The following is a 14,232-nucleotide window of genomic DNA, read 5'->3' on the forward strand; positions in this document are numbered from 1 at the left end:
TTACCGGATATAAACCGGACCGATACCAACAGACCAGATAATAACGGTGATGGCCAGCAAACCCACCAACATTACCAAGCCCACGGTTAATACAGAGCTTGCGAAAATGAAGCCTTTCTCAGCAGGAATCTTCATTAGAATGGGTAGCCCTTCATAGAGCAGGTACACCGAGTAGGCGACTGCGATGATACCGGCGAGCATGTTAACCCATAACACCGGATAGACCGCGATTATACCCATCACAAACAGCGGAGTGGCCGTGTAAGCTGCGAGAATGAAGCCCTTCGGCTGTGTGTCATCCACGTCAAAGGTTGCGGCGAAAAAGTCAATAAATTTGCCGATAATATACAGGCCTACAATCATGGCGCAGTAAAACAGCGTACAGAGTTGTATGGCACTTGATGAGGTTAGTTTTACGACGTCACCACCGGCGATACTCCAGCCGACCTGAGTCGCACCGTAGTAGCCTGCAGCGGCAGGGATGAGTGCAAGAGCCAAGACATGCGAAGCGTAAAGCCTGCCAACGGATTCCCCATCGCGTCTAATGGATTCCCACTCTAGGTCTGGGTGTGTAAGCAAGCCCAAAACATGACCAATACTCATATGAAGATCTCCTCTAATGAGTTGTTTTTATTTATTTTTGTACAACTTTGAGTTTATTATGATCCCAATACTTCCTGGTACATACATCCAATCACATCCTAAGTGTCGAAATAATGACCAAATTAGTCAAGTAAAAAAAATGTCAAATTAGATATTTCACGCAATTTTACGTGGAATCGTGTTCACGCTCTGTTACTGATTGCAACTTATTACTTTGGTTTGGCTGGTGACTGGATGGGTCTGATGTTATCGGGAGCTGGGGCACAGCATACTTTGTTTCGGCCTTCGTGCTTGGCTTGGTAAAGCGCTGTATCGGCTGCATTTAGCAAACGGTCGGGCGTGGTGCCATGTATCGGGTAAACCGAGACACCAATTGATATGGTTACAGCTCTGGAGCGTCCTGAAGATAGATCGCGGGCAATCAGGTTGTCTGCGACTGCAAGCCTGATTTCATTGGCTCTTACCGATGCGTCCTTCAAGTCACTATCCGGCATGATGATGACGAACTCCTCTCCACCGTAGCGACAGGCCACATCTTCTTTTCGGATATGGTTTCGGAGGAGTTGGCCTAATTGAGTCAATAGTTCATCACCCACACTGTGGCCAAATTGGTCATTCACATTTTTAAAGTGATCAACATCAAGCATTAGCAGGCTGATTTGAGACTGTTTTCGGTCTGCCCTGGCCAGCTCTCGGGGTATTAACTCGTTAAAGTAGCGTCGATTCTGCAAGCCGGTCAGCGCGTCCATGACCGATTCTCGTTTTAAATTTTCACGTAACTGAATGTTGGCAATGGCAAGTGCCAGAATCTTCGCGACTGCTTCACCCAATCGCTTACGGTCTTTCAGGGTTTGGTCTGAACAGCGTCGCACTTCCATCGAGCTGGTTGCGTTTGCAACTCCGCATTGTTCAGCACTGACTCGGATATGTAATAAGCCGAGAATCTGGTCTCTTGTTTTAAGCGGAATACAAAGCGTTATATTTTCGCTTTGAGCGAGCGCGCAAGAGCATGCTGGTGCATTGATGCCATCTTCGGTATGGGTTTCGCTCCGGCGCATCGCCCAGCACTCCGATCGGCTGAATGCGGAATCTGTTGATTCTATTCTCCAATGCAGGCGCGGAATCAAGTGGCCCTGACTATCCAGCATTAAAAGCAGACCGCTATCGTGATTAAAGAGTCGAAGTAGTTGTTTCTGGACCGTCTGATACAGGTCATCAAGCGACTCACAGGATTGCACGAGCTGGCTCAGTTCGTTCAGTAGTTCGATATCATGGTTCCGTTTCTCCAGGTTATGTACCATGCCTGAAAGCTCTTGGGTACGGGCTTCGACTCGTGTTTCCAGGGCTTCGATCTGGCCCCGGAGTTTATTCACCATAATATTGAACGCATTTGCCAGAATGCCGATTTCATCGCTGCGTTGAATTTGGCTTGATACTGTCAGATCACCTTGTGTAATGCGTCGTGCATCCTCCGCAAGCTGGATAACCGGATTGGTCAAGCGTTTTAAATACATATATGCCGCGACCAAGGCGGTGGTCAGCAGGAACAGCGTCACCAGAATGATGCGTTCAGTAAGCTCGCTGGCTTCGGCTTTCAATTCATCCACATAAACGGAGGTGCTCAGGTACCAGTCGAACCCCGGGAAGTAATCTACCCAGGCAATTTTCTCGTAGCCGAAGTTGCCCTTATCATCCAGTTTATCCCACTTATAAATCAGCTTTTTCTCCAGCGTTATTGAGGCATCAATTATGTCTTGAGCGAGAGGATTGCCGGTCATTGGATTGAGCATTTGCGCAACATTTCGCCCTTCCAGTTGGTTGTTCGGATGGATCACCATCTCCTGCTGGCTGTTAAAAACATACATGTAGCCCGTTTGCCCAATGCGAGTTTGCAGGATGAAGTTGCGCAAGTTATTGACCAGGGTTATTTTTCGCGTTTCGATATCGGATTGGATATCGTCCATGTAGACGCCTGTGCCAAGCACGAGGTTCCAGTCGGGTATGAGTCGATAATAAGAGATTTTTTCAGCACGCTCAGACTTGTCCAGGCGTTGCCAGGAATAGTGATAAAACCCGTGACCTTCTGCTTTCGCCCGGGCAGTAATGTTGGATAAGGTTTCCTGCGCATCTTTCGAATTGAGTTGCCTGATTTGCATTTCATTAAACCGGGCATCCGGATGCGCAATAATCTCTCCGTCCAGGTTGAGCAACCAAAAATAATCGTGGTTGCCGTAAGTGGTTGTGCGGACAAAGTCTTTTAGCAGTTCGTGGGCTTGTTGTTCACTGACCAGCCTCGCTGAGACTCTTCGTTTTAGTTGGTTGATGTAGGCGTTAACCTGCTCAATGGATCGTACCAGTTCACGTTTTTTCGCATCAATTAACGTATCTTCATAATATTTCAGTTCCTGATACCGGTTCTGGATGAGTTCGTATGTTGTGTCCAGGGTTCCGCGGGCATGCTGTTCGGCATTGTGGATAAAGCGTTGCTCCATCCAGGGTATGGTAAATCCGTAGACGATGAGTCCAGAAAGGCACACGGTAATGACAACCGTGGAGAACGTTCGAGAGAAAAGTTTCGATTTTGGCATGAATCTGCAACCCGGTGCGTGTGCGTTCTTGCCATTAATCATAGCACCGGGATAATCAAGAAGCAGTGTTCCTGACCATCCCGATGTGTGTGGGTGTTTGGGGCAATTATTTATTTCGGCCTTTGCCGCCACCTTTGCCACCGCCGGAACCGCCGCTGTCACCACCACCGCTAGCATCTGTCACCGTCACTTCAGACCAGGCTGACCATGGGGATACACCCTCCGAATTGCTGGAGCGAGCACGGTAGCGGAAAGTCCCTGTACCCACGTTGTCAGAATAAACCGTGGTATCTTGAGACGGGCTTGCAACAGTGGTTGTACCATTCCAGGTGTTGCGTTTCTTGTGCTTGGTTTCGCGCTGAATTTCAAAGCCGGTCTCATTGTCCGTATCGGTCCAGCTCAATTGCGCGGCACCGTCTGTACCATCGACCGCGATGAAGTTTGCGGGCGTCACGGGAGGCTCCACCAACTCATTGACAAAAACACTTACCGTTGCCGTGGATGTTAAACCACCGGTATCGCTAATGATGTATGTGAAGCTGTCCGGGCCGGTGTAGCCAGAAGCAGGCGTGTAGTTGATCGAGTTACCATTGATTGTCGCGGTGCCGTTAGCCGGTTGATTGACTGCAGTTACGGTGAGGGCATCACCGTCCGGGTCGCTGTCATTATTCAGGACTGCGATCAGGCTGCTGGAATCCTGAGACAGGGTTTCGCTGTCATTGAGAGCCACGGGAGCGTCATTCACTGCCGAAATGGAAACGGTAACGGTTGCTGTTGCACTGCCACCCTGGCCATCAATGATGGTGTAGCTGAACTGATCTGTGCCATTTGCATTTGCAAAAGGCGTGTACTCGATTGTGCCGCCCTGAATTTGAGTTGTGCCCAATGTGCCATTATTCACTTGAGACAGCACTAACGTGTCACCATCAATATCACTGTCATTGCTTAAAACGGCAATGTTGATTGCCTGATCTTCTGTTGTTGAGGCACTGTCGTTTTGCGCTTCGGGCGCATTGTTGTTGCTCTGGTTAGGTGAGATGCTGCCTGATATATAGTACAGACCCTGAGAGCCGTAGTCGTCGTAAGTGCTGGCACTGGGGGTATCACCAACGCCAGTGACGGCGAGGTAGTAAGCACCGGCACTGGCTTGATACTGGATCTCGGCATAAGTATCTGTAGTGGGGGAGGATTGAGCAAGCGCCTGACCTTGAGCATTTAACAAGGTGGCCTTGATGTCCAGATTTGCGCCTCTGGCATAGTTGTCGTTAAACGCCAGCCATGCGGGGGTCACTGTGACATTGATCGTACCCTCTCCGGAAATGATTTCGAACACATCAATATCATTCCGGGACGAGATGACACCTTTGTTGCCCGAGTAATAATTGGCGGGATCGTTTTCCGGGGTTGTGACTACAATTTGGCCGGCCCCATCGATTTCCAGAGCAGAAGCGCTGCTGATATCGTCGCCGTGATCATCTGGTCGAAGGCCTACATTCGCGGCAATGATGCCAAAGTCGTCCTGGGTATTGTTGGCATCGTTATAATCACCCTTACTCCACTGGCTGACGTGGGTGTTGTAGCCGACACCCATGATCGGTCCCCAACGGGTGTAGCCGCTGCCATGCCCGTTGTAATAGGCTGAGCCACTCAGTGTTCCATCATGTCCAAGGCCCTGATTGTGACCCATTTCATGAGACGCGGCTTCAGAGACATAGCGTGGTGCGCCGCCGCCGAGGTTGTTGTAGTAAACCAGAGCGGGTTGATAGTAGGCGTAGTTGCTGCGGCCCCAGACCCCAAGGTAGGCGACCCCGCCGGCGCTGCTGTGGGGCATTGCGGTTCCGTTTTCATCGGTGTTGTGCGTGATCAGGATCCGGCCTACTGTGGGCCCCATCTGAGCAGGGGCTTCGGTGGTGACATCAACATCAAATGCGGCGTAGTCCTCTGCCACACGGTGCCAGATTGCGGCGATATCATCGAGTTCGGACTGGCTGTAGGTATAGGGCGAACCATCTCGGTCAAAAGGTTTGGCATGGTATGCTGAAACGCTGCCATTCCAGATTGTGCCTTCAATTGTGTGTCCGTCAACGTCAAGATAAATGATATTTGAGGCGCCGGGTTTGCTGTGTAGGGTAAACGTATCCGTTGCGCTGAGACCAGATTCAGGGCTCGGTAGTTCCTCAGAGGATTCTGGAACCGTTTTTTCATCGATATAGAAGATGCCGCCCTCAGGGTCTACATCGACATGATCATAGTCCTGCTCCGGTATTGAAAAGCGTTCCAGCCAGTTCAGTGCCTGTTTCTGAGCGGCCGGAGGGAGCGATGCAATTTTGTCCCGTACACGTCCGGGGGGAAGATCCTCTAGTCCGGGAGGTAACTGCTGCAGTGCAGCGTTTGCGGGATTGGCATGCACGGTGCCAGAGATCAAGCCGCATGCAGAAATAAGGCTGATGGCCACCGTGAGTGCTTTTGAGTAGTGAAAAGACATTTGAGAACCTCGTGTTTGAAATCCGTGTGTGTCGATCCTAGTTAATTTCCAGATTACGTGGTGTGATCGACTTACGTCCATAGTGATGCGTGGGTCACATTGCAAAATTTAGCAAAATATTGTAACGCAAGGGAGGTGGATGGAAACCCCCGGTACAGTAGTGATTACCCCGTATTTGAGGGTAAGTGCCTGACATTCAGCAAAAATATTTTAACTTTTGTAGTGATTTGTATTTTGGTCGAAATCGCCGCAAATTATCGGGTTTTACTTTGGCCACTTGCGAAATATAAGCGAAGTGTTAATCCCGCCGAACGCGAAATTATTCGACATCACATATTCTGTATCCAGATTGCGAAAGGCCCCTGTGATGTAGTCAAGGTCGGCACAGCGTGGGTCCAGGTTCTGCAAGTTCAAGGTTGGGGCAAAAGCATTGTCGTACATCATATTGACCGTTGCCCAGGCTTCGATTGCGCCACAGGCACCCAGGGTATGGCCCAGGTAACTTTTTAAAGAGCTAATCGGGATTCGACGCTGAAAGACTTCACGAGTGGCGTGTGTCTCTGCGATATCGCCTTGTTCCGTAGCTGTGCCATGGGCATTCACATAGCCAATAGCGTCTGGCGAGATTTGCGCATCATCCAGTGCTTGTTGCATAGCGGCACGCATGGTGTCTTTTTCCGGGCGGGTGATATGTGCACCGTCGCAATTCGTGCCATAGCCGACAACTTCCGCCAATATAATCGCGCCGCGGGCTTGAGCGTGCTCAAGTTCTTCAAGAATTAACGCACCTGCACCTTCTCCAATCACGAGTCCTTCGCGATCCTGATCGAATGGTCTTGGCGTCGTTTCGGGTGTGTCGTTTCTCATACTGGCGGCATACATCGTATCAAATACCGCTACTTGGGTAACGCAGAGTTCTTCTGCGCCTCCGGCAATCATGATTTTTTGCTTGCCAAAGCGGACCGCTTCATAGGCATATCCGATACCTTGTGACCCCGATGTACACGCAGAGCTGGTGGTGTGTACCCGGCCTTTCAAGCCTAGAAACACCGCAATATTGACGGGGGTTGTGTGTCCCATCATCTGGATATAACTTGTGGCTGTAACCCCGGCCATCACCTTATCCTTAAGCAGTCGGCCGTAGGCGGGGATGGGGCTGGTTGAGCCCATACAGGAGCCGAACGCCACGCCAGTCGCACCAGATGTTATTTCTGGGGAATCGGTCAGGTCTGCGTACTTGAGGGCTTGTTCCGCAGCAATGGTTGCCATAATCGACCCGCGTCCCATTGAGCGGGTTTTCTTGCGCGTGAAATGGCTTGGCAAGGTCAGGTCAGGAATGGGAGCTGCCAGCTTGGTATTCAAGCCGTCAATTTCAGACCAGTCGTCCATATATCGTGTAGCGTTCCGGCCTCGATTCAGGTTCCCGTTGAAGTCCTTCCAAGTGTTGCCAAACGCTGTAAGGGAAGCCATGCCAGTCACAACAACTCGTTTCATGCCAGTCCACCATCTACTGCGATAACTTGTTTGGTTACGTAGGCTGCATCATCCGACATCAAAAAGCGTACAACTGCAGCGACTTCTTCCGGTTTTCCCATCCTTTTTGCCGGGATCATTTTAACAATGTCCTGATAGTGTTTTTCGCTGTCGGCTGTGGCATCGAGTATGTCAGTATCGATCAAACCCGGTGCGACACAGTTGACTGTAATTTTCCGTTTGCCTAATTCAATCGCCAGGGATTTACTTGCGCCAATTAAGCCGGCTTTGGACGCGCTGTAGTTGACCTGACCCCGATTCCCCATAATTCCCGATACGGACGACATTGCAATAATTCGACCGCCTTGACGATTACGGATCATGGGCATGATTGCCGGTTGCACAACATTGTAAAAGCCACTGAGGTTGGTGTGAATAACATCATCCCAATCCGTATCGGTGATCGACGGGAACGCATTGTCCCGGGTGATGCCCGCATTGCAAATGATGCCATAATATGGACCATTTGCTTCGATGTCTGACTCGATTACCGTTCGAGCTGTTTCCCGATCTGCCACATCGAACTTCAGTACACTCAGGTCGTGCTGGACAGCCCCATGCTGGGAAGCGTTTTCGGCCAGTATTTCAAGTATTTCTGTCCTGACGGATGCCAGTGCCTGATCATCGCTACGGTAGTGGAGTACGATGTCAAAACCCTGTCTGGCCAGATCCAGCGCAATCGCTCTGCCGATACCTCGACTCGATCCTGTGACGAGTACTCGACGTTTTGTTGTGTGTTTGGCATCAACCATGTTGTTTACTCCAACCCTTTCAAGTAAGCCTCGGTGTCTTGAGGCTGGTAAACGTTTATTTTGGCCTCTGCGACCAAGGCTTCGCATTTTGAAAAAAACTGACCTGCATTGGCAAGCGCTTTTGCGATTGTGCTGCTAATTTGTGGCAAATTTGCAAGGTCAAGTTCTCGATTTTCTAGTTGGGAGCGGTTAATTGTGTAAATCTCGCAATCGAAAACGCAGAGGCCGCTCTCTTCCTCGTAAAGACGGCTGACCCGTGTGATTAATGTTTCATGTTCGAGAAAACCGTTTACTTCGGCACTGAATTTACGGGTTCCGAGTAAGAAACCAATCTGAATCGGGTGTTGGTTTTTCAGGTTCTGGAAGCCTTTCCAGGCGCCAATGGTTTGTGCCATCAGTTCAATGCCGATATAAGACGGAAGCCAACGACTGTCGTGATCAAAGAACAGGTTGTCAGCCTGGATACAGGTCAGGCTCAGCGCTTGATCTTGATCCGCTGAAAGTAAAGAATCGATCAATATCATGGGAGGGCGATGTGCGAGCAATGCCTCTATTGGCGGGAAGGCGGGTGTCAATGTCATGAAGTTCGTCCTAACAGCAGACTGATATTGTTTCCGCCAAAGGCAAAAGAATTGCTCAGGCAGTAACGCAAAGGTGTGTCTGAATACAAATTGGAATTTTTCGATGTGACTAAACTCAAGGCTGGCAATGCTGGATCGACAGTAGAGGCTGTTGTTGCTGGAGTCGGGTTGTTTTCAATAGCGGGTGGAGCACTTTCCAGGTTGATCTGTTTAGGCCGGCTGTAACGCTCATTGCGTTTGCTGAGTGCCAGCCAGCAAATTGCCGCTTCAGTGCTTCCTGCAGCGCCGAGCGTATGCCCCGTAAAGGGTTTCGTTGAACTGCAGGGTACGGTTTGACCGAACAAGCGATGCACGGCTTTCGCTTCCATCTGGTCATTACTGGGGGTGCCAGTGCCGTGCAAGTTGATGTAATCAATATCGCGCTCTCCTAATCCTGCCATGTGCAGAGCATCTCTCATCGCAGAGGTGGCCCCTTCACCTTCCGGATCGGGCGCTGACATGTGATGGGCATCGCTGCTTTCTCCAATCCCGAGCAGGGCAATGTTGTCCCCTGTGCGTAAGTGGTTGTCTTCTTTATGCAGGCAGAAAAATGCGGCTGCTTCGCCAATGTTGATGCCATCCCTGTCCTGTGCAAAGGGGCGACTCAGACCTGAGGAGAGCGCACCCAAAGCGTGAAAGCCGTTAACGGTGAGCCGACACAAACTGTCTGCCCCCCCGACGATCACCGCATCGCAGAGGTCGGCTCGAATGAGGTGGTAGGCGCTTGCCAGGGCTTTGGCACTGGATGAACACGCGGTTGATATTGTGTATGCCGGGCCGTTGGTTTTAAACAGATAGCGGGTGAATTCCGCTAGGGACCCGAATTCCTGTTGCTGATAGCTGTATTGCTTTGGAAAAGTACCCACTTGACTGTATTCAGCCAGGGCCGTTTCTGCTTCTGCAATGCCCGATGTGCTGGTTCCGACAACGATGCCAATTCGCGCCGGACCAAAGCGGTCAATGGCGATTTGAATGTGGTCTTGAATCTGAATCAGTGCCGCTGCAGCCAGTTGGTTGTTGCGTGTCTGGAACTGCTGAGGCCAGGCTTCCCTGTTTGGTAGCGTGCCGGCTATCTCGCCGACATGGATGCTGTGCTCCGGTACCAGATCATCCCTTGGGGTTAGCGTTGGTATGCCGCGCTCCAGGGTCTGCCAAAACTGCTCCGGGTTATGACCTGCCGCGTTGACAACTCCAGGAGGGGACAGAATAAGCGGCGTTTCAAGCGTTTTGGGGGTGACCATGGTTTCGTCTCCTCAGGGTGCTGTTTGCTTGTTCAGTGGCGAAATAATCCAGAGCTTACCGCTTTCTAGAAAATGGATCCGGGTAATGGCTCCAATCTCAACCATCAACTGTGGTTTACCATTCAAGCTCAGGGTACGTGTGGCTTCTCCCGTGGCGGTTTGGGGCGTTTGGGATTGAAAACGCGGGCCATATTGTGCGAGCAGGTCTTTTGTCGGCCAGAAACGCAACTGAAAGATCTGGAGCAGTAATTCGCCATTAATGAGCTTATCCAATCCGGTAATCCGATTATTGACGGGGGCGAAGGCCAGTTGCTCGTCAATCGGGAACCATTGCAACCGGAACAGCGATAAACCGAGGGGCGACATACCAACTTGAGTGAGGGACTCCGAGCCGATTTCGGTGGCGATGAGCAGATCGAATAGTTTATTCTGCTCGTGATCAATTATTTCAACTCGTTCCAGTCGGCTCTGGTGTTTCTGTGTCTCAGGCAAACCGGGCAGTATTTTCAGGTCAGTGGCGTAGTTTGTTCGGTGAAACAAGTTCGTCTGGTGAAGCAAGCTGCAGCCGGAAAACGTACCCAACAGGGGGGTCGCGAGCAAGAACCCTGTTACAACGGAAATTAAACGGTGCCTTGGTGACATTAACTTTTCGCTTCGATATGGGTTAACGATTCAGTTTGTGGGCTGCAGCTTGCTGAGGCAGGCAAAGGCTGTTCTGGCGTGCACAGCTCAATCAGATTGCCAAGGTAACGATCTGATTTCAGGGCAAATGGGTTGCTGCAATCCCAGGCATAACCTGCCAGTATGGAGCAGATCATCGCCTTGATTTTCGGGTCGGGAGAAGGATGGAAGAAAACCGTTTGCAGACCACCCTGATACCAGGCTTCAACATAGGTACGAAAAGCATTAATCCCTTGTCGAAGCGGGATTGCGTATTCTTGTTCCCAATCTACTGATTCACCCTTTAGGCTGCGCACCACGAGTGGTGCACACAAGTTTGCGGATTTAAGCGCGATGGTTACGCCGGAAGAAAAAACCGGATCCAGAAACTCCCCGGCATTCCCTAACAACGCAAAACGTTCACCAAACAAGGACTTCACATTGGCTGAGTAGCCCGTGATTTCACGCGCATTTTGACAGCGTTGTCTGTTTTTCAGAAGTCGGCATAAGGCGGGATCGGTATCAATAAAGTGATCCAGGGTCTCATTCAACGAAAGATCAGCTAATGCATCGTAGTATTTCTGTTCTGCAACGACACCGATACTGGTTGTTGCGTCAGAAAACGGTATGATCCACAGCCAGATATCATGATGCTGTTCGTGGGGGACGATGAGGATCTTGTTGCGATCAAAGCAAGTACCGTTGTGCAGAAAGGGGTCCTCTGCCGCTATGCCATCCTGATAGTGGGTGAATACCGCTTTGCGAACGGGGAAATCAGAGGGGGTTTCCAGATCAAGAAGTCGGGGTAATACCCGGCCAAAGCCGCTGGCGTCGAGAACAAATTGACATTGGATCGTTTGCAGCTGACCTGTGTCATCCTCAACCTCCAGAAGCGTATAGTCTGCCTCGATTTTGATTCCCTTTACACTGTGTTGATAGCGTATTTCTACACCCATCTTTTCTGCCTGCCGAGCAAGGATGTCATCAAATACAGCGCGCTTCACCTGAAATGTTGAAGCAGGACCTGTTGCCGACTTTTGTTCGAAATCGAATGTTACATACTGACCGTCACGGCAAAATGCTGCGCCGTCTTTTCTCTGAAAGCCAGCCGAAGTGATGGCATCAAGCATGCCTGCTTCATCAAGGAATGACATACAGTGCGGTAACAGACTTTCGCCGATCGAAAAACGGGGAAAGGTTTCTCTTTCAATGATCAGAACCGATATTCCCTGCTGTTTCAAGTGCGCCGCTGCAACTGCCCCCGAAGGGCCGGCACCAATTACAACAACTTGGTACTCCGTGGGATTAGACATCCTTTTGATTCTCCGAAGGGGGGATTGTAAAGTGTGTTTCAGGCAAAGCCGCGGGATCATGGCCTCTGGCCGCAAATGGTGCGACGATGAACAGCATGCCCAGACCCAACACCAGTGTTGTGCCAAAGTGGGCAATCGCGGGTATCTGACTGAAAATAAAAAAACCGAAGGCAATGCATGACGAGGCAATGGATAGCCAAATGCTGACGATACTTAATGGGCGAAACCCGAACCCTTGATAGATGAAGCCGTAGTCTATTCCTAACATCAAAACCAACAGTGCAGCAAACAGGTTGAACAGATTCAGATTCCCGAGTAGCCATTGGCTTAGTAATAGCGAAACAAAGAGCGCGAGCGTTGGCGGAGTGACTACCCAGAACGCAACTTTCGGCGATTTCAGTAACAAACAAATCAGGAACATGGAAAGTATTGAAAAAACGATAATATATTCCAGCAGCTCTCGATATTGAGCGAGTGTTTCGGTGAGTTGTCTGGGTTTATTGTGCCAGTATATTCCGTCTTCGGGCTGCGCCAGTTGTGCCAGCTCGAGTTCGTTACTGACATTTCGGAACAGCACCAGCGTTGCAACACCAGACTGTTTACCGGTGTGGTGGAGTTCCAGCCAAAGTGTTCCCAAGCTCTCGGCCAGTGCAGATGAAAGAATCGTCGCTGGCTGCAACCAGGCATCAGGGTCAACGCTTTCCGGGTCTGCGATTTTGTATTGTGGGGTCAAAATATTGAGCTTTCCCGCGAACCAGTTATTGCGGCGTGCATCGGAGAGCAGCGTCTGATTTTCTGTTTGGGTTCGAATGGATGGAACCCAGTCACTTAACGAAAGGTAGTCTGTGAACCCGTTTCTGGCGTGACTTGTGCGGAGTTTGGCCGTTAGCTTTTCAGTTTTTTCCAGCAAGGCTTGTTCATTTTGTGCCGTAATAACAAAAAAGCGGCTATCCCAGTTAAAACCTGTCTGTTTGGCCAATACCATGCCGAGTTGTTCCTGTTCAATCAGCGCTTTTGGCGAACTGTTCAATGCCTGAATGGAATCATCGTAGCGTAAATTCAATCCATGACCGGCCAGACTTGTCAGAGCAGTAAGCGTTAGCAGGACAGTACAGGTAATTTGCACCGGGGTGGAGAAGCGGTTGCCGAATTGTTCGGCGGCGTTTATCAATGCCGAACGGACGCCGATTGATGACGGCTGAAGTTGAGCCAAGCGCGGATACAGCCAAATTGTGCCCAGAACAGCACAGAGCAACCCGGAACACATGAAAACGGCGACTTGTTTCAAGATCATAATTGGAAACAGGCCGACAATAATGTAGCCGCTGGCGGTGGTGATAAATGCCAGAAAAAGCGTTCGGCTGATCTGCTGGTATTGTTGTGACCGATTGCCATGACAGAGCATGTGGAATGCGTAGTCAATCGCAATACCCAAAAGGCTGGTTGCGAAAATCAGGGAGACCAGATGAACGGTGGAGAAAAACACCCAGAGGCTGATCCAGCCACCCATTAAGGCCAGGGTTATCGCTCCGAACAAGAGCCCGAAGGGTTTTGTAGAAGCAAAGCTAAGCAGTACCAGTAAGGTGAGCAGCACCAGTGTTGCGCTGCCAAACGTGGTAAATTCGAATTTTGCACGTTTGGCATTGGCTGCATTATGAAATAAAGCACCTTGGCGCACGACCTTAAGCGTGAGAGAGGTTTGTTCGTGGGGCGTCGCCTCTGTAACGCGCTCCAATGCGGCTTCCAGTTTGTCGCGCAGCACAATGGATTCATCGACTGTTGAGGCTTTTTTCGATTGTGCCATTACTCTGAAGTAAAAGCGGCCATCTAATACTACCGCTTCTTCGGAGCCCGCTTTTTTTGAACCCGTTACCCGGCTTATGGATTCAGCCCGCCAGGTGAGAAAATCGGCAAGGGACAAGGTTGTATCCTGATGTACGGTTTGTGCTACAAACGGTGTGCTCATATCGAACAGAATACCCATCACATAGCGTTGGAACTGTTCCGGAGTGTTATCCAGTAGGCGATTGCGATAGGTTGGTGATAATATTCTTTCAGCATAAGGTGTATAGATTTCTGTCAGTGTGGCGGGGGAAATCTGTCCTGGTTTACGCACTTTGAGCCAGTCGCTTGCTTCCAGCGTTGACAGTTCTTTCCGCAGCGCTTCCATGGCCGCTCGTGCATGGTGTTGTTCGGAATGGCCCAGCCAGATAGAAAAGGTCCCTGAAAAAGTTGCACCGGCTTGTTTGATCGCGCTTTGCAGTAACTCGCTTTGTTGGTGCTCCGTATCCGGCAGGGTATCCAGAATGCCGGTGCTAAGTTGGACGGGAAATAATAGGGAACAGGCAAACAAAGTGGTGATGAGAAGCGCTAAAAGCGTTTGCACAATGCGTTTGTGCACGCAGGTTAGTTCTCTTCTGTGAAAAACCGATGAGTG

At 50.3% G+C, this 14,232-nt stretch carries 10 protein-coding genes; all 10 read right to left on the reverse strand.

Features of this window, described 5'->3' with window-relative positions; translation table 11 throughout:
* The 10 genes from OLMES_RS04980 to OLMES_RS05025 all read right to left on the reverse strand — a co-directional run bounded on the left by OLMES_RS04980 (position 1) and on the right by OLMES_RS05025 (position 14,196).
* Positions 1-603, reverse strand: a complete 603-nt coding sequence (locus OLMES_RS04980; RefSeq protein WP_087460239.1) for a Yip1 family protein — start codon at positions 601-603, stop codon at positions 1-3.
* Positions 604-812: 209 nt separating this feature from the next.
* Positions 813-3,191 (reverse strand): diguanylate cyclase, encoded by a 2,379-nt coding sequence (locus tag OLMES_RS04985; protein WP_198343221.1) that lies wholly within the window; start codon positions 3,189-3,191, stop codon positions 813-815.
* Positions 3,192-3,297: 106 nt separating this feature from the next.
* A complete protein-coding gene (locus OLMES_RS04990) occupies positions 3,298-5,676 on the reverse strand; it encodes a cadherin-like domain-containing protein (protein WP_198343222.1) in 2,379 nt (792 codons plus the stop codon).
* A gap of 264 nt (positions 5,677-5,940) precedes the next feature.
* Positions 5,941-7,170 (reverse strand): beta-ketoacyl-ACP synthase, encoded by a 1,230-nt coding sequence (locus OLMES_RS04995; RefSeq protein WP_087460242.1) that lies wholly within the window; start codon positions 7,168-7,170, stop codon positions 5,941-5,943.
* A complete protein-coding gene (locus OLMES_RS05000) occupies positions 7,167-7,961 on the reverse strand; it encodes a 3-ketoacyl-ACP reductase FabG2 (protein WP_087460243.1) in 795 nt (264 codons plus the stop codon). The genes OLMES_RS04995 and OLMES_RS05000 overlap by 4 nt, the downstream gene beginning before the upstream one ends.
* Positions 7,962-7,966: 5 nt before the next feature.
* Positions 7,967-8,542 carry an ApeP family dehydratase gene (locus tag OLMES_RS05005; RefSeq protein ID WP_087460244.1) on the reverse strand — a complete coding sequence of 192 codons (576 nt, stop codon included), beginning with the start codon at positions 8,540-8,542 and terminating at the stop codon, positions 7,967-7,969.
* Positions 8,539-9,822: a beta-ketoacyl-[acyl-carrier-protein] synthase family protein gene (locus tag OLMES_RS05010; protein ID WP_087460245.1), complete on the reverse strand. Its 1,284-nt coding sequence runs from the start codon at positions 9,820-9,822 to the stop codon at positions 8,539-8,541. The genes OLMES_RS05005 and OLMES_RS05010 overlap by 4 nt, the downstream gene beginning before the upstream one ends.
* A gap of 12 nt (positions 9,823-9,834) precedes the next feature.
* On the reverse strand, positions 9,835-10,464 hold the full coding sequence (locus OLMES_RS05015; RefSeq protein WP_087460246.1) for a DUF3261 domain-containing protein: 630 nt from the start codon (positions 10,462-10,464) through the stop codon (positions 9,835-9,837).
* Entirely contained in the window at positions 10,464-11,795 is a 1,332-nt protein-coding gene (locus tag OLMES_RS05020; RefSeq protein ID WP_087460247.1) for an NAD(P)/FAD-dependent oxidoreductase, read from the reverse strand. The genes OLMES_RS05015 and OLMES_RS05020 overlap by 1 nt, the downstream gene beginning before the upstream one ends.
* Positions 11,788-14,196 carry an MMPL family transporter gene (locus OLMES_RS05025; RefSeq protein ID WP_087460248.1) on the reverse strand — a complete coding sequence of 803 codons (2,409 nt, stop codon included), beginning with the start codon at positions 14,194-14,196 and terminating at the stop codon, positions 11,788-11,790. The genes OLMES_RS05020 and OLMES_RS05025 overlap by 8 nt, the downstream gene beginning before the upstream one ends.
* Positions 14,197-14,232 lie beyond the last annotated feature (36 nt).

The organism is Oleiphilus messinensis (genome assembly GCF_002162375.1).
GTDB lineage: Bacteria > Pseudomonadota > Gammaproteobacteria > Pseudomonadales > Oleiphilaceae > Oleiphilus > Oleiphilus messinensis.

Excerpts from the sequence above, each read along its gene's own strand:
- OLMES_RS04980 (WP_087460239.1), bottom strand. The coding sequence starts at position 603 with ATGAGTATTGGTCATGTTTTGGGCTTGCTTACACACCCAGACCTAGAG.
- OLMES_RS05020 (WP_087460247.1), bottom strand. The coding sequence starts at position 11,795 with ATGTCTAATCCCACGGAGTACCAAGTTGTTGTAATTGGTGCCGGCCCT.
- OLMES_RS05010 (WP_087460245.1), bottom strand. The coding sequence starts at position 9,822 with ATGGTCACCCCCAAAACGCTTGAAACGCCGCTTATTCTGTCCCCTCCT.
- OLMES_RS05015 (WP_087460246.1), bottom strand. The coding sequence starts at position 10,464 with ATGTCACCAAGGCACCGTTTAATTTCCGTTGTAACAGGGTTCTTGCTC.
- OLMES_RS04990 (WP_198343222.1), bottom strand. The coding sequence starts at position 5,676 with ATGTCTTTTCACTACTCAAAAGCACTCACGGTGGCCATCAGCCTTATT.
- OLMES_RS05005 (WP_087460244.1), bottom strand. The coding sequence starts at position 8,542 with ATGACATTGACACCCGCCTTCCCGCCAATAGAGGCATTGCTCGCACAT.
- OLMES_RS04995 (WP_087460242.1), bottom strand. The coding sequence starts at position 7,170 with ATGAAACGAGTTGTTGTGACTGGCATGGCTTCCCTTACAGCGTTTGGC.
- OLMES_RS04985 (WP_198343221.1), bottom strand. The coding sequence starts at position 3,191 with ATGCCAAAATCGAAACTTTTCTCTCGAACGTTCTCCACGGTTGTCATT.
- OLMES_RS05000 (WP_087460243.1), bottom strand. The coding sequence starts at position 7,961 with ATGGTTGATGCCAAACACACAACAAAACGTCGAGTACTCGTCACAGGA.